General features: G+C 43.1%; 10 protein-coding genes, 1 pseudogene and 1 CRISPR repeat array. Of the genes and pseudogenes, 9 read left to right on the forward strand and 2 right to left on the reverse strand.

Features of this window, described 5'->3' with window-relative positions; all coding sequences use genetic code 11:
• The first annotated feature begins 337 nt into the window (after positions 1-337).
• The 5 genes and pseudogenes from AB0756_RS02700 to AB0756_RS02720 all read left to right on the forward strand — a co-directional run bounded on the left by AB0756_RS02700 (position 338) and on the right by AB0756_RS02720 (position 10782).
• Complete coding sequence (locus AB0756_RS02700; protein ID WP_050046484.1) at positions 338-2395, forward strand: response regulator; 2058 nt, start codon at positions 338-340, stop codon at positions 2393-2395.
• Positions 2392-7431 (forward strand): PAS domain S-box protein, encoded by a 5040-nt coding sequence (locus tag AB0756_RS02705; protein WP_408019769.1) that lies wholly within the window; start codon positions 2392-2394, stop codon positions 7429-7431. The genes AB0756_RS02700 and AB0756_RS02705 overlap by 4 nt, the downstream gene beginning before the upstream one ends.
• Positions 7432-7480: 49 nt before the next feature.
• Positions 7481-7864 carry a response regulator gene (locus AB0756_RS02710; RefSeq protein WP_038114552.1) on the forward strand — a complete coding sequence of 128 codons (384 nt, stop codon included), beginning with the start codon at positions 7481-7483 and terminating at the stop codon, positions 7862-7864.
• 363 nt (positions 7865-8227) lie between these two features.
• Positions 8228-8371 (forward strand): annotated as a pseudogene (locus AB0756_RS02715) (transposase family protein); the annotation flags it as partial.
• Positions 8372-9075: 704 nt separating this feature from the next.
• Positions 9076-10053: a CRISPR direct-repeat array (repeat unit 37 nt; unit sequence GTTGCAATTGATACGAATCCCTATTAGGGATTGAAAC).
• A 255-nt stretch (positions 10054-10308) separates the two neighbouring features.
• Positions 10309-10782 carry an MFS transporter gene (locus AB0756_RS02720; protein WP_038092817.1) on the forward strand — a complete coding sequence of 158 codons (474 nt, stop codon included), beginning with the start codon at positions 10309-10311 and terminating at the stop codon, positions 10780-10782.
• Between the two features lie 75 nt (positions 10783-10857).
• Here AB0756_RS02720 and AB0756_RS02725 read toward each other — a convergent pair whose 3' ends face one another.
• The gene (locus tag AB0756_RS02725; protein ID WP_038092815.1) at positions 10858-12105 is read right to left on the reverse strand and encodes a PP2C family protein-serine/threonine phosphatase; all 1248 of its coding nucleotides are present in this window, start codon (positions 12103-12105) and stop codon (positions 10858-10860) included.
• 136 nt (positions 12106-12241) lie between these two features.
• On the opposite strand from AB0756_RS02725, the gene AB0756_RS02730 reads away from it, so the two are divergent.
• Positions 12242-12658, forward strand: a complete 417-nt coding sequence (locus AB0756_RS02730; RefSeq protein ID WP_038092812.1) for an ATP-binding protein — start codon at positions 12242-12244, stop codon at positions 12656-12658.
• 11 nt (positions 12659-12669) lie between these two features.
• Here the strand turns inward: AB0756_RS02730 and AB0756_RS02735 are convergent, their stop codons facing one another.
• Complete coding sequence (locus tag AB0756_RS02735) at positions 12670-16794, reverse strand: response regulator (RefSeq protein ID WP_038092810.1); 4125 nt, start codon at positions 16792-16794, stop codon at positions 12670-12672.
• 605 nt (positions 16795-17399) lie between these two features.
• Here AB0756_RS02735 and AB0756_RS02740 point away from each other — a divergent pair.
• From AB0756_RS02740 to AB0756_RS02750, 3 genes are all read left to right on the forward strand, one after another.
• Entirely contained in the window at positions 17400-18551 is a 1152-nt protein-coding gene (locus tag AB0756_RS02740) for a hypothetical protein (RefSeq protein WP_038092808.1), read from the forward strand.
• Between the two features lie 198 nt (positions 18552-18749).
• The gene (locus AB0756_RS02745; protein ID WP_202048687.1) at positions 18750-20219 is read left to right on the forward strand and encodes a DUF3131 domain-containing protein; all 1470 of its coding nucleotides are present in this window, start codon (positions 18750-18752) and stop codon (positions 20217-20219) included.
• 7 nt (positions 20220-20226) lie between these two features.
• Complete coding sequence (locus tag AB0756_RS02750; protein WP_038092806.1) at positions 20227-23028, forward strand: DUF3131 domain-containing protein; 2802 nt, start codon at positions 20227-20229, stop codon at positions 23026-23028.
• The last annotated feature ends 39 nt before the right edge of the window (positions 23029-23067 follow it).

A 23067-nucleotide genomic window follows, 5' to 3' on the forward strand; every position in this document is an offset into this window, starting at 1 on the left:
GTTATCTAAAGAAGTTGTTTGTTACATCTAAAAAAGAAGGATATTGTTACTTAGCATCCACCAAGTAGCTCGATGAGTTGCTGAAACAATTCCACACTGCTTGAAGATGGATGCTTCTACACCTTAAAAAGAGAACATAAGGGCTTTCTGAGGAAATCATAGTCATTTGCTAATGAAATTATTTATAAAAATTTACATATTTTGAGCCTTTGGGAGGATAAGGAATTGATAGCAACCAGATTAAGATGGCAGGTGCCTCAGTTCACTCTGAAATCTCTAACCTGGCGTATTCCTTCAGCTTAGGGATTTGCAAGATGCAATCTGCAAGGTTCGTTGTATGAGACTTCTGATTGTTGAAGATGATCGAGATACAGTAGCCGCCCTCGTCAGCTTTTTGTCAGCCCAACTGTTTACGATCGATGCGGCTCATAATGCCAAATCAGCACTGGCATTAGTTGAGACGAGCCAGTATGACCTGATTGTGCTGGATGTAATGCTGCCAGGATTGGATGGCATTAGCTTCTGTCGGCAACTGAGAACGCAGAATCAGCGTGTCCCCATTTTGCTACTGACCGCGAAGGATGATCCGGCAGACCGCGTGGCAGGCTTTGAGGCAGGAGCCGATGATTATGTCACCAAACCCTACGAGCGATGGGAGCTACTTGCCCGAATTCGCGCGTTGTTACGACGAGGCGACACTGAGTTAACGGAGGTACTCTGCTGGGGCGAGTTGCAGCTTGACCCAAATCATTGTCAGGTAACTTGCCAGAGTAAACCTCTGCACCTCACGCCCAAGGAATACAAACTGTTGGAGTTATTCTTACGGCACCCACGTCGAATTTTCGATCGACAAACGCTGCTCGATCGCATTTGGTCGATTGATGAATGTCCGGGCGAAGAGGCAGTCACCACCCAGATTCGTGGATTGCGGCGAAAGCTCCAAATGGCAGGGCTAACGTCTAATCCGATCGAAACCTTATATGGTTTGGGATATCGATTGAGATCATTGCCTGAGGAGCGGCAGGACGATGAAGAGATGAGAAAAGAAGGGAATGGCACTCTTCATTCCCAGTCTGACCATTCCCAGTGTGATAGTACTAGCGGTATGGATGCTGACTATACCGCTGCAGTAGCAACGATTCAGCAGATGTGGCAAGGGTTTCAGGAGCGATTGCAGGAACAACTCGCAACGCTGGAGCAGGCGATCGCCCACCTTACAACAAACTCTCTCGACCCCAACCAGCGGCAGCATGCCCAAACCATTGCTCATCGGCTCATTGGCTCTTTGGGAGCATTTGGCATTCCACACGCAGCAGAGCTTGCCCGTCAGATCGAACGTGTTTTAAACTCCTCAACGGCTGTGTTGCAATCCGAGTCAGCGGTTCAACTCGAAACGGTGCTTCAGCAACTCCGGTGCATTACCCAACGATCGCCTATGTTTGCTGTGCCAAGTAGCGAAGGCGCGGGGACACGGAGACACGGAGATATGGAGATAGAAGAGGACACGGAGACACGGGGGTACGGGGATACGGGGAATCGAGAAGTACTCGCCGCGTCCTCTATAGTCTTTACGATCGGCGACGACCCAACCATGCTTGAGCCAATGCAGGCAGAGGCTCCTAACTGGGCTGTTCATCTGGAAACGGCTAGCGACCCGATCGGTGCCCGTGAGCGGCTACAATCCTGTATGCCGAATGCGATCGTGCTGGATCTTACCTTTTCTAACACCACGGAAAGCGGGTTAACCCTACTGGCACAGCTTAAGCGTCAGTTCCCGACGATTCCGGTAGTGGTGCTGAGCGGGCAGGGTGATTTGAGCAAGCGCGTGGAAGTGGCTCGTCTGGGAGCGAATGCCTTTTTGCAAAAACCCGCGATGCCCTCTGAAGTGTTCCAGGTTGTCACTCAGCTTCTCAACCCGATGGAGGCGATCGCTGCTAAACTGCTGATTGTGGATGACGATTCAGTCTTATTAACACGGCTGCAAGCCAACCTGGAACCGAGAGGGTTTCAAGTAACGGCTTTAGCAGACCCAACTCTGTTCTGGCAATTCCTGGAAGTGACCTGCCCGGATCTACTGCTGCTGGATGTCTCGATGCCAGGATTCAATGGTATTGAATTATGCCAGGTGGTCAAGAGCGATCCGCACTGGAGCCAGTTACCTGTGTTGTTCCTTTCCGCGCATTCCGATGCTAATACCCTACATCAGGCATTAGCCGTAGGAGCAGATGATTATGTCTTGAAGCCAATTGTAGAAGCCGATTTGATTCAGCGCATTTTGAAACGACTGGGACAACTAGACAATTATCTGATTCATTCACCGTTGAAAAGATCTGACCCTGAGGAGAAAACAAGTGAACTGAGAAGGGCTGTATTCACAATAGGAGCCATGCCATGACCAATGAACAGGCTGTGTTAGACCAACTGTTTGCAGGTGGCGGTGAAATGGGTGCGCTGATGCGAGCACGCTTCGCGTGTACCGAAGGTAATGCCGACTGGTTGCAAACCTCGTTAGGTTTACCAGAGCATTGGTCACAAAGCTTAAAGACCGCTCTTCGCATTGTGCTGACATCGCGCCAACCTATGTTTATCTGGTGGGGCGAAGACTTGATTAACCTCTACAATGACGCCTACAGTTTTTTCCTCCAAAACAAACATCCGGCAGCCCTGGGGCTTCCCGCTTCCCGCGTCTGGCATGAGGTTTGGGATCAACTTGAACCTCGGATAGAATCGGCGATCCGCAAAAATGAGGGAACGTTTGACGAAGCGTCGTTGTTCATCATGTTGCGGAAAGGCTATCTAGAGGAAACCTATGTGACGTTCTCCTACAGCCCCATCCCCGACGATCGTGGCGGCACAGGCGGTATCTTTTGCGCCTGTACGGACGATACCCAGCGCATTGTCGGTGAGCGTCAGTTAGCGCTGTTGCAGGAACTGGCAGCCAGAACGGCAGATGCCCGTACTTTCGATGAAGTCTGCACTCTCAGTGCAAGCTGCCTGGAAACTAATCCTTACGATCTTCCCTTTGCGATGATTTATCTCATCGAGCCGGAGCAACAACAGATTGTTCTGGCAGGGACATCTAGTATTGATCGAGACCACCCTGCCGTTCCTCAAGCCGTTGCGTTTGACGATGATTTGGTTTGGCAGCTTGCAGAGGTTGTCAGAACCCCAAAAGCCTGCTTGATTACAGATTTGGAAGCATCGTTTGACAACTTACCCACGGGTGCCTGGCAGCAAATACCGCATCAAGCAGTTTCCATACCCATTGCTGCATCAGGTCAGACCGGAAAAGCGGGCATTTTGGTGGTTGGGTTAAATCCGTTCAGGCTGTTTGACGGCAACTATCGAGGATTCATCGATTTGGTGGCAGGGCAAATCTCAGCCAGTATTGCCAATGCGGAGGCTTACGAAGCAGAACGGAAACGGGCAGAAGCATTGGCGGAGCTAGACCGCGCTAAAACCGTTTTCTTCAGTAATGTCAGTCATGAATTTCGCACACCCCTGACACTCATGCTCGGTCCCTTGGAAGATGCACTGGCGAGTTTAGAGGAGCAGGGGAGTGGGGCAGGGGAGGAGCAGGGGAGTGGGAGGATAGATGAGACTCCATCGCTCTACCTACCCGCCGACTCACCAACTCTAAAACACCAACTCCAGGTTGCCCATCGTAACGCCCAACGCTTGCTGAAACTGGTCAATACACTGCTAGATTTCGCGCGGATTGAGGCAGGGCGGATTGAAGCAGTATACGAGCCAACAGACCTGGCGATGTTAACAACCGATTTGGCAGGGGTATTCCGCTCTGCGATCGAGCGTGCAGATTTACGGTTACGGGTAAACTGTCCCCCACTGCCTCAGCTTGTGTATGTCGATCGCGAAATGTGGGAAAAGATTGTCCTCAACTTGCTTTCCAACGCCTTCAAATTCACCTTTGAGGGTGAAATTGTCGTCAGTCTGCAATGGGAAGAGAGGAGAATGCTTCAAACGTCGAGTCATGTCATTCTAGAAGTGCGAGATACGGGTACGGGCATTCCCGCTGAAGAACTGCCTCATATCTTTCAGCGATTCCATCGGGTAAAAGGGGCAGCAGGACGGAGCTATGAAGGGTCAGGAATTGGATTGTCCTTAGTGCAGGAGTTGGTGAAGCTGCATGGTGGCAGCATTTGGGTCAGTAGCGTGGTGGGTCAGGGAACCTGTTTCACGATATCAATTCCCACGGGATACAGTCATTTGCCAGGCGATCGTCTACAGTTACAACACGGCGAAGCCCAACTTATTAATGCAGAGCGTTCATTTGCCTCAATAGAAACAAGAGCTACCCCTTATATCGCGGAAGTGTTGCGCTGGCTACCAGACGAAAGGAGTGAACGGGTAGATGAGTGGATGAGTGAAGCAGAACACCACCCATCTTCCACCCACTCACCCGCCCTCCCTGCTCGCATCCTCCTCGCTGACGATAATGCCGATATGCGCCACTATATGAGGCGTTTATTGAATCAACAGTATGAGGTAGAAGTCGTGTCTGATGGAGTCGCCGCATTAGCCGCCATTCGGCAGCAGATGCCCGATTTGGTCTTAACCGATGTGATGATGCCTCGCCTCGATGGCTTTGGATTGTTACAAGCGCTCCGGGCGAACCCAGACACTCAACAAATTCCAATCATTCTGCTGTCTGCCCGAGCTGGAGAAGAATCGCGGATTGAAGGACTGGCAGCCGGAGCGGATGATTACCTAATCAAGCCCTTTTCGGCGCGGGAACTGTCGGCGCGAGTTGAGACAACGCTCAAGATGGCTCGGATGCGTCAAGAAGCGGCGCAGAAAGAGCGGGAACTGCGGCTGATGAGTGAGGCGGCTCAACAGCAGGCTGAGGATGCCTACAACCGCATTAATCGGTTGCTGGAAAGCATGACGGATGCGTTTACTGCTTTAGATCGCGACTGGCGAATTATCCACCAAAACGCGGCAGCGCAACGAATCAACAGCAAACCACTTACAGAAGTGCTGGGAAAAACACACTGGGAGGAATGGCCCGCATCCGTCGGTAGCCAACTAGAGCATCAGTACCGACGGGCAATGGCGGAGCAGATTCCGGTTCACTTTGAGCATCACTACTACTTGCCGCCCAGCTTTGATATCTGGCTGGAGATTCACGCCTACCCTTCTGAGGAGGGGCTTGGCATTTTCTATCGAGATATCACGGCTCGCAAGCAGTCTGAGGAGGCACTGCGTGTCGCTCACCAATGCCTGACGTATCACGTCATGAACTCTCCACTCGCTGTGATGGAGTTTGATTCTGAATCGCGTGTCGTGCAATGGTCACCGCAGGCGGAAAACGTTTTTGGGTGGAAAAGCCAGGAGGTGCTTGGCAAACGCCCGATCGATATGGGATTTGTCTATGCTGAAGATGAAGCAACCGCTCGCCGAGAGGTCATTGAACCCCTGGTGAATGGGGATAAACAATCCAAAACGATGTACAACCGCAACTATACCAAAGATGGCTCAATTGTTTACTGCGAGTGGTATAACTCCGTCTTGAGGAATGAGGCAGGTGAGTTAATATCTATCCTGTCACTTGCCTTGGATGTCACCGATCGCAAAAAAGCAGAGGAAGCACTGTGCGAGAGCGAAGAGCGGTTCCGTGCGATCGTCAATCAGGCAACCGCAGGCATTGCCCAATGCAATATGTCGGGTCAATTCATCCTGGTCAACCAGAAATATTGCGAGATCGCTGGATATTCCAGGGAAGAGCTATTACACAAGCGGATACAGAATATTACCCATCCTGATGATTTACCCCACAACCTTGATTTATACCAGCGTCTTGTCACCCAGAAAACTGACTTTGCCGTCGAAAAGCGTTACATCCGCAGTGATGGCTCTGAAGTTTGGGTCAACAACAGTGTGTCACCCGTTCGTGATGCCTTCGGACACATTCAATCCATAGTTGCGATTGTGCTGGATATTAGCGATCGCAAACGAGCGGAAATTGCCCTCCAGGAAAGCGAAGCCAAATTCCGAGCTGTTTTCGACCAAATGTACCAGTTTCTCGGCTTGCTCACTCCCGATGGAATGTTGCTGGAAACCAATCAAAATCCACTCACCTTCGCGGACGTTGAGCATGAGGCTGTCATTGGTAAACCGTTTTGGGAATTCCCCTCCTGGAATGCCACCGCCGAACTTCAGGAAATTGCCAAAACGTTAGTCGATCAGGCTGCCGCCGGACAGCTTTTCCATCAAGAAGTCAACCTTTTCGATGCCAGTAACAACCTCCACACCTTTGATGTATCCGCAAAACCCATCTACACGATCGAGACCCATCAAATCCTCTGGGTGATCGTTGAGGGGCGTGACATTTCTGCCCAGGTGCGGTTGCAAAATGCCCTGCGCCAAGAACAGGAGCGATCGCTCCAGCTAATCACCAGCAGCGTAGACGGCATTGTTGCCTTTGATGCTGACGGCTGTTGCACCCTCTGGAACCCCGCAATGGAACAGATGACCGGACTGCGGCAGGAAGACGTTATGGGCAGACGTGGAGTAGACGTGTTTGCTGTTCTCCTGGACGCTAAAATATTGCAAGGCTTTCATCCCGGCATAGAAAAAACCGTCACGACCTTCGACTTTCACTTTACCCACTCTAAAACCAGACAGCGCCAGTGGATCGAAGCCCGCTATTCGCCGCTCCACGGCGGCAGTGAGACGCATAACGGCGGGCTGCTGATAGTGCGGGATGTCACTCAACAGCGTGAGCTAGAACGGATGAAGCGTGAATTTATTTCCATCATCAGCCACGAAATTCGCACACCGCTTTCCTCAATCCGGGGGGCGCTGGGACTCGTGGCAACCGGAGTTTTGGATGACGATCCCCAAACGGCGAAAGAGATGCTGGGCATTGCCAACAACAATATCGAGCGATTGGTGCGACTGGTTAATGATGTTCTAGCACTGAGCCGACTGGAGTCAGGACAGGTGGAACTGAAAAAGCAATGGTGTGAGGCGGCGACTCTCGTGCAACAGACATTCTCCAGTGTGCAAAACCTGGCAGAAGCGAATCAGGTTGATTTGCGATCGTCCACTGGAAACATTCAAATTTGGGCAGACCCGGATTGGCTAGTGCAAGTACTGGTGAATTTAATTAACAATGCCGTCAAATTTTCTCCTGCTGAAACCACCGTCTCCGTTAATGTAGAACCACAACCTCAACAGGTTTTATTTCAAGTGACCGACCAGGGACGGGGCATTCCAAGTCAGAAGCTAGAAACCATCTTTGGGCAGTTTCAACAGGTTAATATGTCTGATTCTCGCCAAAAGGGGGGGACAGGATTAGGGCTGTCAATCTGTCGTCTGATTGTGCAACTGCATGGCGGACGCATCTGGGCAGAGAGTGAATTAGAGAGGGGCAGCAAATTTTACTTCACGCTGCCAATACCAGACTAAATTTCCATGATAAAACGTGTTCCAACTAGATGGAGTAACCCTAAATATAATGCCCTCTTCTTATGGCGATCGATGCATTCTTGTTGTTGACGACGAACCTGAACTAAGCCGCATTGTTAAAGTTACGCTAGAACGACTAAAGGGTTGGACGGTTCTAACATCTGAGTCTGTAGAAGCGGGACTAGAGCAAGCAAAAGGGCAGCATCCTGACGTGATTTTGCTGGATCTCAATCTGGATGGGGAGGGGCTGGCTCTGCTGCAAACTTTAAAGACCAACCCAATCACGCAGTCGATCCCAGTGATTTTGTTCACTGCAACCGACCTATCAGACGATCGGCTAGAATTGTGCCCTTTCAACATTGCTGGAGTCATCTTCAAGCCGTTCAATGTTTTGTATCTTGCCGATGAAATCATTAAGCAGTTGGGGTGGTAATTCCCTTATTTAAAGAGGAATTAAGCTGGTAGCCTTCAAGGTTTGTAAAATAAGTAGCAGGGTAAACGCACTTTATTTTGTATAAATTGTACTTGACAAAAAGACATAAAAAAGGGGAAAAAGTGTGGCTCTCCCAGACTTCGGTTGATAAATTAACACTAAAAAACAGCTAAAACAGTTGATATAACAAGGTTTTCTTCAAATTAAATCTTTGATTTAATAAAAATATGCTTTGTTCCTCTTGAATCCCTTACTAGGTAAGGATTTAACCCGATATCAACTATTAATTTTTTATACCTAGTCTAGGAGAGCCAAAAGTGTTTCTGCCAACACAAGAGCGGTATTGACCTAATAATTAATGTTATGAAACTAAAACCTAAGATGACAATAGCTGAACATTTTAGCAGCATTGATGATCCCAGAATAGAACGAAGAAAATTGCATAAATTGATTGATATAATCACAATTTCTATCTGTGCTGTTATTTGTACAGTGGATTTTTACATGATATTACCCTACGCGATCGCGTTCAATAACTGCTTAATTTTCAAAAAAACAGTACCAAAATCAATTTTTTATTAATTAGCACAGTTGGGAAAATAGAATGATATATCAATTATTTGCTATTTTTTTTGAGAGTTGTGCAACAAATACTGTTTGCTCTAGTACAACGCGACAGAAATAATCCATCAGTAGAGATGTTACACATAACGCCTCTACAGGTATCCAAAACTGTCGAAAAACTTTCGTCGTGTAGTATACTAGTGTTTTAGAGATTCTTTGAAGATGTACCGCCGCAGAGCTAACGAAGTGTTCAAATTTGAAGACTTCGTCGCTGAAGTGCGATCGCTCTTAGCGCAAGCTGAAAGAGCGCTTATCGCATGAAGGCGCAAGCCTTAGATGTGCTTATCGCGGTCGCGCCCATCTAATGTTGAGTACAATTGAGAAGTCAGATGAATTTATGATAGTACAAATGTTTTAAAAAACGCGGGTGGGTAGGTGTTCAAAAACGCTTAACTCAAAAAAGACCTTCCATGCCAGAGTACGTCAGGGTTACAGCCAAATTTTTCTGACTACCCATCCGCGCTCTCCACTAGGTAAAGGTTACAGCCATTTTCTCTTGACACTACCAGTCTCAATCGTGTTACCATAAACACATCCGCGCTACCGTACCTTGAAAACCAAATACACAAACCCTTTCAAAAGCCAGCGTTGCAATTGATACGAATCCCTATTAGGGATTGAAACTTTTCCCTGAGCTTTGAACTTTCTGCGGCAAGCATGTTGCAATTGATACGAATCCCTATTAGGGATTGAAACGGGCAGGTGCTATTTTGATTAAACCCAACTCTTCAATGTTGCAATTGATACGAATCCCTATTAGGGATTGAAACGCCATGTAAAGGATGCCAAAGTTTACTCGCTTGGCATGTTGCAATTGATACGAATCCCTATTAGGGATTGAAACCTCACTGCCTAACTCAATTCAATCCCAAGCACAACAGGTTGCAATTGATACGAATCCCTATTAGGGATTGAAACAAATTGAAGCCTGCGAGGACATGGATTGATGCAAGTTGCAATTGATACGAATCCCTATTAGGGATTGAAACTCTTCTTCCTCTACCTGACAATCCCATAGATTCCGTTGCAATTGATACGAATCCCTATTAGGGATTGAAACTTCTTTTTAGAGCTTAGAGTGCGATCACAATCCGCGTTGCAATTGATACGAATCCCTATTAGGGATTGAAACCTCAGCCCCAGCAAAGGCGCAAAATTAATAAGTGGTGGTTGCAATTGATACGAATCCCTATTAGGGATTGAAACTTATTGCAGTTATCACGACAAACAGAAAGGTTTGAGTTGCAATTGATACGAATCCCTATTAGGGATTGAAACATATTTCCCCTTCCCAATAGCGATAAAATAATTCAAGGTTGCAATTGATACGAATCCCTATTAGGGATTGAAACTGTTCAACCACTTCATAAACTTTGAACGCTCGAAGGTTGCAATTGATACGAATCCCTATTAGGGATTGAAACGAACTAGCAAGATGGAACGAGAGAGAAGTGCAAAGGTTGCAATTGATACGAATCCCTATTAGGGATTGAAACATGGGCAAATCTAAGTATCCGCTAACAAATATGTTGCAATTGATACGAATCCTTATTAGGGATTGAAACGTCACTGGGATATACCAAGACATCATTTGTATGTCCATAATTGAAATCAGAAGGCTCATGATGATGAAACTGGGGATTTTTTAAAAGACGGACGTGCCAGGGTTTGCATACCCTACGTTAATTATCTGGGTTGAGTACATTGACACAAATAGTACTTTTATACTAAAGTACGGTAAATTGATTGGCTTTTAGTAAAATTCCAGATATTAAAGTTTGACAAAAAATCGGTATCAACATGAGAGGCAGCTAGTCAACATGAGCGTGACCCAGAGTTTGCAATCTTTTAAGTCTAGAAATTACCGTCTATTTTTTAGTGGTCATAGTTTATCTATGATTGGTAGTTTTATAACAGAAACTACCTGTGCATGGCTAGTTTATTCTCAGACAGAATCAGTAGCTTTACTAGGCTTAATTCGTTTTCTAAGTCAGGTTCCTAATTTAATAGTTAGCCCTTTAGCTGGTATTTGGATAGAGCAGTTTCATCGACGTAATATTCTTATTACTGCACAATTTCTCATGATGATTCTCTCATTAACTTTAGCAATTCTTACTTTAACAGGAACAATCAGTATTTGGCTCCTAATTTGTGCAAGTGTATTGCAAGGTTTACTCAATAGTATTGAGACACCTACTCGTTATGCCTTCATGATGGACATAATTGAAAAAAAAGAAGGCTATATACATTACACAACCTGTTGCATATTTTTACAGCCATTTTCAGGTAAATAGACAACAGCTGTAGGGGCGCAGCAGCCTTGCTCCCTTACAAGGGATGTAGTTCATTTAGGTGAAAACTGTTGTAAATCAAAAATTAACTTTTAATAAAGATAAATCATCATCCAAGGTTGACTTGGTATTGACAGACATAATTTCTGCCAAGATTTGCTTGAGATGGTGAGTGTTTGTTTGAGTACAGTTCATTAAGACATCAATGAAAGCATTTAAACCCCAAATTTTTTCGTTTGCTTGTAGAATTTCATAGGCACCATCACTAAATAAATATAAAGTACTATTTTTCGGAATTTCTATAGTGATATCTTCATAGTCTGCATCTGATAAAAAACCTATGGGGAATCCAAAAGCATCTAGCTTTCTCACCTGAATGTCTGTTCCAGATAACAATATTGCAGGTGGATGTCCTGCATTCGCATAAACAAGTTGACGTTGAGAGCGGTTGTATACTCCGTACCAAATTGTAAAGTACTTCTCACTGTGGTTGCTCATTTGAAAAGCTTGATTGAGTGTACTCAGAACTTGACTGGGTTGAAACAAATTCGTTTTTGGTAGGGACTGTGATGTGCTTAAATGAAAAGCAGATTCACTACACAAGGTAACTGATTTTAGTGTTGGAGTATATATGGAAGAACGTATGACATTGAGCACTGACACAGATAACAGGGCTGAACCTACACCATGTCCCGACACGTCCAGTAAATAAATGGCAAGGTTCTCATCGTCAATCCAATAATAGTCAAAGCAATCACCACCTAGCTGTACTGAAGGCAGAAACAGCGATTCTATAGAAACTTTACCAACAAGAGGGGAAGGAAGAAGCGATCGCACATAATCAGCCGCTTGCGCCAGCTCTGTTTCTAAAATTTGCTTTTGGGTATGCAAATTTTGATTGAGTATCTCTAAAGCTTTCTTTTGGTTGTGTAAATCTTGATAGAGTTGGTGTATCCTCAGTCCTGCGCGTACCCGTGCTTTTAATTCATTCATCTCAATGGGTTTAGACACAAACTCGTCTGCACCAGCATCCAGTCCCTGCACTCGATCGCTCTCTTCGCCCGGAGAAGCTCCCTTTGCAGTCAATAGAATAAAAAAAGTTGTTGTCAGTTCTGGATTTGCTTTAATTTGACGACAAACTTCCAATCCATCCAGTCCTGACATTATCCAATCACAAATAATCAATGCGGGAAGTTCTTGTTGTGCTAGTACAATGCCTTCCTTTCCACTGCTAGCTACAGTCACATCATAACCTTGATTGTAGAGTGCTTTTTTCAGCACCATCCGTACAATAGGGTCATCATCTATTATGAGTATTTTAAACATAGTTTTTTCAAAAAATTATCAATATTCAGTATTTTTTCTGATGACAATTCAAAGTTTTTATTAGTTAGACACAAGAAGAATATCCATATTATTTTAGAAATTTTGATATATTTAAGGATATTTTATTGGTAAAAGTGTGAATAGTAAATTTTTTCTAAAAACTTATACAGGTATAACCGATTACGCCCAAGTCTTATCATGGTTTGATACGATAAACCAACCATCTTTTCTCGATACCCGAATCTGGTGGCAGTGCCAAACTCTTTTGATAGAGGGATTGATTAATATTGTGGAGCACGCCCATAAAAATTTATCCCCGGAAACTCCCATTGAGATAGAGGTTGTGCGCTCAGAAAAAAATATTGAGATTCGTATTGTGTCATATGGTCAACCTTTTGATTTGGAGCAGAAATTGCAAGAAACAACCGAATTAGAAGAAAATGACGAAGAACGCGGACGAGGTTTAAGAATTATGGCAGCGCTGGCAGATGAATTAAGATATGAACCTACAGCAGATAATCGTTACTGTTTATTAATGCGTAAGTATTATTAAGTTTTCTCTGTTCACTGATTTAAAAACTCTTGAATAAGGCAAACACACTTTTCTAATTCATCAACTACCTGGCTCGCTTCTGCAAACTCTTGAAAACGGGCACATTCCTCTAATTTCTCTGCGGCTTGCTGCATAGCGAGCGCACCCACATTGCCACTACCACCTTTTAAATGATGGGCTTCTCTAGCAATTTGTTGACAATCACGATCTGCAATAGCTACTTTAGTAGTCTCTAAATGAGTTCGGCTATCTTCAATAAACATCTGTAATAGTTCTAATTCAAACTCTGGGTCATTTTCCGATAACTGATGTAAGTGTTTCCAATCAATCAATTGGTTATGTAAATCTCTATCTGTAGTAGCAGCTTTATCTTCAGATGTAATGATTTTTTGTGTGTGTATAATTTCATGCCATTTATGTAACATAGCTGCCAATTGTTCTTTTTTCACTGGTTTGCTTAAATAGTCATCCATACCTGCATCAAGACACATTTTTTGGTCTTCTTTCATAGCATTCGCTGTCATAGCAATCACGACAGGGCGACGACCATTTGTAAATATACTTTCTTGCCATCTATGAATTTCTCTTGTAGCTTCCAAACCATCAAGAACTGGCATTTGGCAATCCATAAGAATTAAATCATAAGGAATAGTTCTCAATAGCTCTAAAACTTCTTGTCCATTTGCGGCTACATCGGCAATATAACCTAAGTTCTTGAGTTGTGTCAGGGCTACTTTTTGATTGACTAGATTATCCTCTGCAAGGAGAATTCTTAAATCGAATTTTTGAGCGCAAGCGATATGTTGAAGGTTTTGAGAAACAGGTGGATTTTTAATATCATTTGTGATTGAACAATTTAGCTCAGTCGTGGTTCCTAGAATGGTCATCATAGTATCAAGCAATCGGGAAGACTTAACAGGTTTCACCAGATAAGCAGCAAAACCTATTTTGAGCGCCCGTTGTACCTCTTCCCGTTGATTTGTAGAAGTCAGCATAATCAAAGGTATATCAGCGATCGCAGAATCTGCTTTAATTTGTTTACCCAAAGACATCCCGTCTATTTCGGGCATTTGCATATCAATAAAAGCAATATCATAGGATTTGTTTTCCAAAGAAGCTTTCCGTAAAGCTTTAAGGGCATCAGTTGCACAAGCCGCTTCATCAACCTGCATTCCCCAACGAAGGGCTTGATGGTGGATAATTTTGCGATTGGTTGCGTTGTCATCCACCACTAAGGCGCGACGATAAGTTAAAACGTTGTAATCTTGTTTGGAACAAACAGGTTGGATTTGCTTGACAAAAGGAATCTTAAACCAAAACTTAGACCCTACTCCTAGTTGGCTTTCTACCCCAATTTCTCCTCCCATCAAATCAACCAACTGCTTGCATATGGCTAGTCCCAAACCCGTACCACCATATTTGCGAGTCGTGGAAGCATCTACTTGAGAAAATGGTGCAAACAATCTGTGTTGGTCTTCTGGTAAAATTCCAATACCAGTATCTCTGATGCTAAATAAAAGAGTTGCTGTAGTTGAAGATTCAGCTTGCAATTCAGCTTGCACTACAACTTCCCCAATACTAGTAAACTTGATAGCGTTTCCTATCAAATTCATGAGAATTTGGCGCAAACGACTGGCGTCTCCTTGAAGAAAAGTGGGGACATTGCGATAAATTAACGCTGCAATTTCTAATCCCTTATGATGTGCTTGAGGGGCAAGTAATTCCAACACTTCTTCTATACAAGTAGATAAATCGAAGTTTAGAGTTTCTAAAGTCATCTCCCCTGCCTCTAGTTTTGATAAATCCAAAATCTCGTTAATTAACGTTAATAATGCGTCTCCACTGATACGAATTGTTTCAACAAAATCCTGTTGTTCTCTGGTCAAAGGTGTTTCTAACAGTAATCCGGTCATTCCCAGCACAGCATTCATGGGAGTGCGGATTTCATGACTCATGTTTGCTAAAAAAGAACTTTTGGCAAGAGATGCTAACTCGGCTTGATGACGGGCAATTTCAAGTTCTTGTCGCTGGTGAGTTTCTGCTTCTAGCAATTGGGCTTGAGCTAAAGCTATACCAACTTGGTCAGCTATTTCACGCAGCAGTCGGGTTTCAAAGCTTGACCACTGGCGGGAACTCGTACATTGATGGACAATGAGTAATCCACTAAGTTCTTCTTTGACAAGAATAGGAACAACAAAATTTGCTTTAACCCCAAACTGTTGCAGTAATTCTATATGACTTTGTTGGTGTTCAAGCAATTCTACATTTGGAATAGTAGAAATTCTGCTATGACGGTATTGCTGTAGGCAATACTGTAGTTGGTATTCCACTTGAAAATAAATTTCCGCAACTTTTTGCCCTTTGATTGGCAAACAGCTAGAAACTAATGCTTCGGTAACTGAGTGTTCCAGTGAATCGACAAAAGGTTGGTAGATGAGGACGCGATCGCTATTCAGGATTTTTTGCACCTCACAAACTGTGGTTTTGAGAATGTCTTCGATTTGTAGGGATTGGCGAATTTTAAGAGTGATTTCGGTAAATAGTTGCGATCGCAAGTTCTGGCGTTTGAGCTTTTCTTCAGCTTGCTTGCGATCGGTGATATCAATACCAGTGGCAATAATATATTCTATCTCACCCTGTTTGTCTTTCAGTACAGTGTTAGCCCAAGAAATTAGCCGTTTTTCACCAGTTTTAGTTATCCAATGATTTTCGCAATTTGTAACACCTTGACCGGATAGGAGATGTTTAATATATTCTTGTATTCTTTCTTCCTCTTCAGGAAGAATAAATAGATTTTGGAAATATCTACCTCTAACTTCACTAAAAGAATAACCTGTAATTTGTTCGCATGCTTGGTTGAAGCGAATAATTCGACCTTGGATGTCTAAAACTAAGACTAAAGCACTGGCTGTATCTAGGACTGCGGAGATAAAATTCCGTTCTGTATGCAATGATTCTTCTGTCCTCTTTCTCTCCATTATCTCGCAGTAGATATGGTAGTAAAGCACCGCAAGAATGATAACAGTCAAACTAATAGCAAGCGTCAGTGTTAGAAGTGTTCTGTGTGCAGTGTGTCTCACTACTTCTGACTGTTGTTCAAGCTGCTTCTTTTTCTCATTTTTTATCTCTAGGACAACTTTACGGAGTTCATCCATAAGATTTTTGCCTATATCTGTCCGAACAATCTGTAATGCTGAGTCAACCCCCTTTTGTTGCCGCAAGTCAATTGTTTGCTGTAATTCGGCTAGTTTTGCTGATATCAAAGATTCAAGTATTTTTAACTGCTTCTGTTGCTGGGGATTTTCTAAACTGGAATTTTTCAACTTCTCTATTTTTTCATTGACTGTTCCTAATGCTGATTCATAAGGTTTTAAATAAGTTGTTTTTCCCGTCAGAAGATAACCCCGTTGTCCAGTTTCAGCATCCTTGAGTGCAGAAAATAATTCTTCCAAGATATTAATTTTGTCTTGAATCTTGATAACCTGATGACTAGTTTTAATAAAGATTTGCGTTTCTTGATATGAGACTACGCCAATCAGGACTAAAATGACTGAAGCTAACCCAAACCCTCCTGCAATCCTTTTGAAAAATTGTCGGCGTCCCTTCTGTTCCTTATTGTGTTCGCGAGTAGCAAGTGCTAAGCTAGTCAAATTGCGGCGCAGTTCCAGTAACTTAATAACGTGGCGACCTAAAATTCTGAGTGCTTCTATTTGTTCAGGAGAAAGGTTCCTTGGGACTCGGTCAATCACACACAATGTTCCTAGCGCTTGTCTTTCAGGATTAATGAGAGAAACACCAGCATAAAAGCGAATATTAGGATCAGAGGTAACCAATGGGTTGTCAGCGAAGCGTTGGTCAAGTGTAGCATCAGGAACAACAAAAACATCAGGTTGTAAAATGCTGTGACCGCAGAATGCAATGTCACGGGGTGTTTGTAGTGCTTCTAGACCAACTTTTGATTTAAACCATTGACGGTTAGTGTCAATTAAGCTGATTAAGGCAATAGGAGTTCCACAGATATAGGACGCCAAATTAGTAAGGTCATCAAAAGCAGCTTCAGCTGGAGTATCAAGGATTTTATACTGTAAAAGTGCCTCAATTCTTTGTGCCTCGTTGTCAGGTAATGGTGCTTTCATCTTCAATCTTTGTCCTTAGTTACAGTTTTACTAAATAGTTAGAGGATGTTTGAAAAGTCCTTTCATCAGTAGCAATCATATTCAATATTTCCCTAAATCCCCCTTAAAAAGGGTGGTTTTGGTTGAATTAAGTAATCATTATTTGTTTGTAGTTGCGCTTTAGCGCTAAAGCGCAATTACGAACGGAATCTAATACTGTTTGGTTAAGCGATGCAAGAGAAACCCGGTATCTTGGAGATACCGGGTTTATGGCACCTCGACTATTATTAATCGATAAGTATTGAAACGGAATCTAGATGTTTTACATCTTTTATTTTTACCTACTATCAATATTTAGATAAATTTAATTTATGGCATTTTTACTATAAATTGTTAGCGTATTTTTACGGTTAAAATCGAGAATCAAATCTGGTTCGATCTTGTAATACCGTAAATATACGTTTGAATAATTATGCGTTTTTGAAAAATCCGATTTTTTTAAGAAACTAGGTTTTTTACAAGCCCTATTTTTCATTTCATTATATTCTTCTAGATACTTATGCCAATATGTTGGGCATTATAAGACAAAGTACCTTATATCTTGCACCTAGTAGTACTTATAACTAATGAAAAGAACTATAAAACGTAATATTGCTATTTTTTCACATGATTTGTTTGTTAGGGTCACTGTCGGATGTTTGCAACTTCAATTGCTAGCTATTGGGAGTGTAGGTATTTTGACTTTATGCAGTAGTTCTAGAGTACTAGCTGCACCTGAAAATTTTAATCCTGGTTTGCAATTACCACCTCCACCTCCACCACCTATACCCAAACCCCCAAAGAGAACAAGCCCACCAGCAACATCTACACAACCCACCAAACCAATTGCTGTTTTAAAAAGCATCCAAACCGACTTTCGTCGTCATACCGATAACTTTGGTCAAGAAAACTTATTTATCGAACCAACAGCACAATTTCAATTGCGTGATGGAAATAAAATATGGTTTAAGACAGGTATTAATTACTTTGAAAATGCCAAAGTAGAATCAATTACTAATGTTCCCTTCCAAATTGGATGGGAGGGAAAAGTTGGAGATTTAACACTCCAAACAGCAGCAGGTGTAGATTGGTTTAACCGTTTATCCCTAGCTCCAAATTTTAAGGCTAAAGTGGAGGCTCCCATTGGGATGAAAGTCTCTTCTTCAGGCAAACTGCTATCCGGTGTGTCCATTTCTGGTGATGTAGAATATGCTCCTTATAAGTTTAACGCCATAACGTTAGATAATCATATTACTGCTTTACGTTTCGGTCCCAGCATATATTGGCAAATTAACCGTAACACCAGTTTTTTCTCTACATTGCATTTAGGAACCTACAATGATAACAACTTTGAAGTACAGTCTTTTAGTAGGCTAGAACGCAAAATTGGCCAATTCTCTGTTGCTGCTAACTTGTTCACTTGGAATTACACAAACGATTTAGAAAGCACAAGTGGTTACTTTTCTCCTCCAGATTTTTTAGTGTACAACGCTGAGGTCGCTTGGGAAGGAGATATTTTTGAATTCCTGCGCTGTCGGCTGGCTGCGAGTTTAGGACAACAAAGACTGAAAGGAGAGTTTGACATCGCTAATAATTATCAAGCTCGTTGTACAGCAAAACTATCGAAAAATATAGAGGCTGACCTAGGTTATGACTTTAGCAATGTCCGAAGTCGAGATACGGGGGAAAATTCCTACAGTGGTAACTCCTTGACAGGACAGGTGCGGTTTAAATTTTAAGTAGGTCGGCACAAATAAAGTTAACTTATAGCGATCGTCCTTTGTCAATTGTCCTTTGTCATTGGTAAAGGTCTGAGAAACCGGGTTTTTAATCTTCGCTTATCCGAGTAGTATTGCCCACTTACTTAGTGTTAGTTTCATTCTAAATTTGGGAAGAATATTTATAACAAAAATATATATGATGAGACTTGACTATATATGAACTCTGATTTTGAACCGCCACCAAAGGGTTGGTCAATGCTATCTTTAGTGGGTGGAGTTGTCACGGCTGTTATTGCGATCGCTGGGCTCAATGCTTTGTCTAAACATTTTTCTACAACTGCTTCCATACAGCAACCTGAAAGCCTAACATCTAAAACAACGTCCCCCACGAATCGGGCTGTAACAGTCGCCGAACTAGATGCAAAGTCGGTAGTTTTGCCCGGTCAAGCTATTAGTTCTAACCAATTAATAACGAACAAAATATATGTGGCTTCTAGCGGTGGAAAATTGACTCAGGAAGAGGAGGTCATTGCCCGTCAAGCTTGGGTGTACTTTCAGCGCAACTGGAATGAGAAAACTGGTTTGGTAAATTCCGTCGATAGCTTTCCTTCAGTTACCATGTGGGATCAAGCTGCAGCAATAGCGGCTGTGGTTAGTGCTAGAGAGCTTAACATTATCTCTACAAAAGAATTTGAAGCCAAGATGAGCACAATGTTAAAAACTCTAGCAACGATGCCTTTGTATAATAAAGAATTTCCTAATAAAGTTTATAACGCAAAAACACTTATACCCGTTAATTACGGTCAACTGGAAAAACGGGAAGAAATTGGTTGGTCAGCCCTAGACTTGGGGCGGATGGCAATATGGCTTAAGATTGTTGGGACAAAATATCCACAATTGCGATCGCAAACAGAAGCTGTCTGGAGGTATTGGCAAGTCAAACGCCTCACTAAAAACGGTCAAATGTACGGCACTTCGATTCTTCAAGGTAAAGAGCAATACAACCAAGAAGGTCGTTTGGGCTACGAGAATTATGCAGCTTACGGTCTAAAATTATGGGGCTTAAATGTCAAAAAAGCTTTGGATTATCAGTCCCATACTGCCTTTGTTAATCTTTACGGACAAGGAGTTCCCTACGACCAACGGGACTATAAAACCTCAGGCGCGAATAACTACGTTCTTAGCGAACCATATATATTAGATGGTATTGAAACCGGATTTCAAGCTTTGCCAAAAGCCTATGCTGACAGAATTTTAGCTGCTCAAGAAGCTCGCTATCAAGCTACAAAACAGCTAACTGCTGTTACAGAAGACAATTTGGATCGTCCTCCCTACTTTGTTTATAGTGGTTTGTTTGTCAACGGAGAACCTTGGGCGACTATCACAGATACCCGGCAAAAGCACAACGATTTGCGCTTCCTTAGTACTAAAGCAGCTATAGGCTGGCACATACTTTACAACACTACTTATACACAACAGTTATTTGATTTTGTTCAAGCAAATCTCAAGTCCAAAGATGGTTGGTACAACGGTTTTTATGAGTCTCTAAATCAACCGAATAAAGCCCTAACTGCTAATAATAATGGTGTAATTCTTGAAAGCTTACTTTATAAAAAAGTAGGGCAGCCATTGACTGTTTGGGCTGGAGTAGAACCGCTGCATTTATCTTCCAATTCAACCCCTTAATTGCACAATGTTACTCAATATATTTAGCAAGTTTCACAAACAAAAACTGTTGAGATGGATTGCGCTATTCCTGATTGGAGTTTTGACGCAATGTTGGTTCTATTTCCCGACTCCAACTTTTAGCCAAAATCCAATGGTTCCTGGGAATTCCAACAGCTGTAGCATCATAACAGCACCTCTTACACCAGAAGAACAAACCTACGCTCGTGCTGCTTGGCAATATTTTGTCACCAACTACCAGCCAACAACAGGATTTACCAATTCGACTGGCGGTTATCCCTCAGGTACACTTTGGGATATAGGGAATTACTTAATGGCGCTTAATGCGGCACGATGGTTAAATTTAACTGACCAAAAAGACTTTGACACCCGCTTGAATAAGTTTTTAACCACCATCGGCAATTTAAAGCTATTTGACGATGCTTTACCAAATAAAGTCTATAACGTAGCTACTGGACAGTTGGTTGATTATGGCAACAATCCTATTGAAAGGGGTATTGGTTGGTCAGCGTTAGATATTGGTCGCATACTGGCAGCATTTGATGTGATTCGCACTTGTCACCCTCAATATGGAGATTGGATCGAGGGAATTTTAGCTAAGTGGCAATTAGGAAAAGCAATCAAAGACGAACGAATGCAGGGAGCCTTAGTGCTTCCCGATAATAGTACACTTTTAGTACAAGAGGGAAGATTGGGCTATGAGGAGTATGCTGCTAGAGGTTTTGAACTATGGGGCTTTAAAGTACCTAAGGCGATCGATTTAAAACCTTTTAAGTTAGTAGAAATTAACGGTATCCAAATTCCAGTTGATACTCGTGACTTTCAGACTACTAACGCTAATAATTACATTGTTAGTGAGTCATATATATTAGATGGAATTGAGTTTGGCTTACAAGGAGAGTTAGCTGATTATGCGGCTAGGGTGTTAGAGGTGCAAAAGCGGCGCTATGAAGCCATCGGTCAGCTGACGGCTGTGACAGAAGACAATATTGACCGGGAGCCTTATTTTCTCTATAACACGGTTTATGCCAATGGTGTATCTTGGGCAACTATTACAGATACAAATCAACCGTATCCTCAATTACGCAGCATTAGCACCAAGGCGGCTTTCGGTTGGCGCTATCTTTTCCCAGATAATGCCTATGCTCAAAAAGTTTTTGATGCTCTAAAAGACCTCCGCAGTCCAGATAACAATGGTTACTATGCAGGTATTTATGAAGAAACAAAGCAACCAAATAAAGCTTTGACTGGTAATACTAATGGGCTTATTTTGGAAATTTTGTACTACAAAGCCAGGGGAAACCGTCCTTTAATTGGTTCTAGTTCTACTAACGTAGCAGCTCCACAGCCCAGTGGTAATACTTCCTCTGTTACTAGCGCCCCATCTCAAACAACAACGCCAACAAGCAGTGCTGCGACCACTCCAAAAATTGTAGAGGTTACTGTTGCGCCTATTCCACCTGTCAGCCGTAAAGCGCCATCCTCCAAAATCAAACTTGTTCGACCTCTGACTCTTGTTGAACGGCGCTACGCAGAAGCTGCATGGCATTACTTTCAAGCCAATTATCACTCAAAGAGTGGGTTAGTAGACGATCGCAGCGATTTTAAAGGCATAACTTTATGGGGTTTGGGAGATTATCTTACAGCACTCCATGCAGCGCGAACCCTGGACATCATTTCTGCTCAAGAATTCGATCGGCGTACCAGGCATCTTTTGGGTGCTTTGACCAAGTTGTCTCTTTTTGCAGGAGAGTTACCAAATCGCGGTTATGATACTCGCACTTTAGAACCAGTTGATTATGGTGGAAATCCTGTTCCACAAGGAACGGGCTGGTCTTCTTTAGATGTAGGACGGATTTTAGCAGCACTGTATAACTTAAAAAGTTATTACCCGGAGTATACAGAAGTTGTAGATAGAATTGTTTTGGATTGGTCGTACTTGCGAGTGGTGCGGGATGGTGTTCTCTCTAGTGCTACAACTACGAAAGATAACAATGGACGAGTACTGACAAGAGTCAATCCAGAAACCCGCTTGGGTTACGAGGAATATGCCGCTCGTGCTTTTCAATTATGGGGCTTTAATGTAGGTCAGTCTGCTGTTGGGGGTGAATATCAAACCGCTTTGGTGGAAGGAGTAAAAGTGCCTATTCAGCGCAAGCGATCGAATACAAATTCCAACGCAAACCAATATACTGTGAGCAATCCGTTCTTACTTTATGGTTTAGAGTTTGGTATAGATCCGCAAATGCAAGCACTCTTGCAGCCAATTCTCAAAGCTCAAGCCGAACGCTACCGTCGCACTAACACCCTTACCGCAGCAGGTACCACTCTCATTGACCGTAAGCCCTACACTGTTCACAGCACCATTGTTGGGAAGGGAAATGCTTGGGTAGCTTTGGGGGATGACGGTCAACCTGTTGCAAAGGGACGAGTGGTAAGTACAGCTCTGGCTTTTGCTTACTACGCGTTATTCCCACAAGATAGTTATGCTCAAGAATTATTGCGAGGAGTCACTGACTTATATAACCCCCTTACAGGTTTTTATGAAGGCTTTTATGAAGCCACAGGTAAAACAGCTGTTGGTTTTACGGGTAGTACCAATAGTATGGTTCTCGAATCTTTACTATATGCAGTTACAAATCGACAGCCTCTTATCCGTCCTTTGACATCTATAAACTCTCCTTGGTGGCAAGCTGTTGTTAAGGGAAATTCTGGTCGGGGTTTACCAAGTAGCGCTACGCAAAAAGCGAAATGGATTTCTAATGGTTCTGAAAGTTATTGGGTTTCAGAAGTTGGTTTAGGTTCGTAGTTCTCTACAAACAAACCTGAGTTTAGATTGATATTTAGA

This window comes from Tolypothrix campylonemoides VB511288_2 (assembly GCF_045999855.1).
In the GTDB taxonomy this organism is placed as follows: domain Bacteria; phylum Cyanobacteriota; class Cyanobacteriia; order Cyanobacteriales; family Nostocaceae; genus Scytonema; species Scytonema bouteillei_A.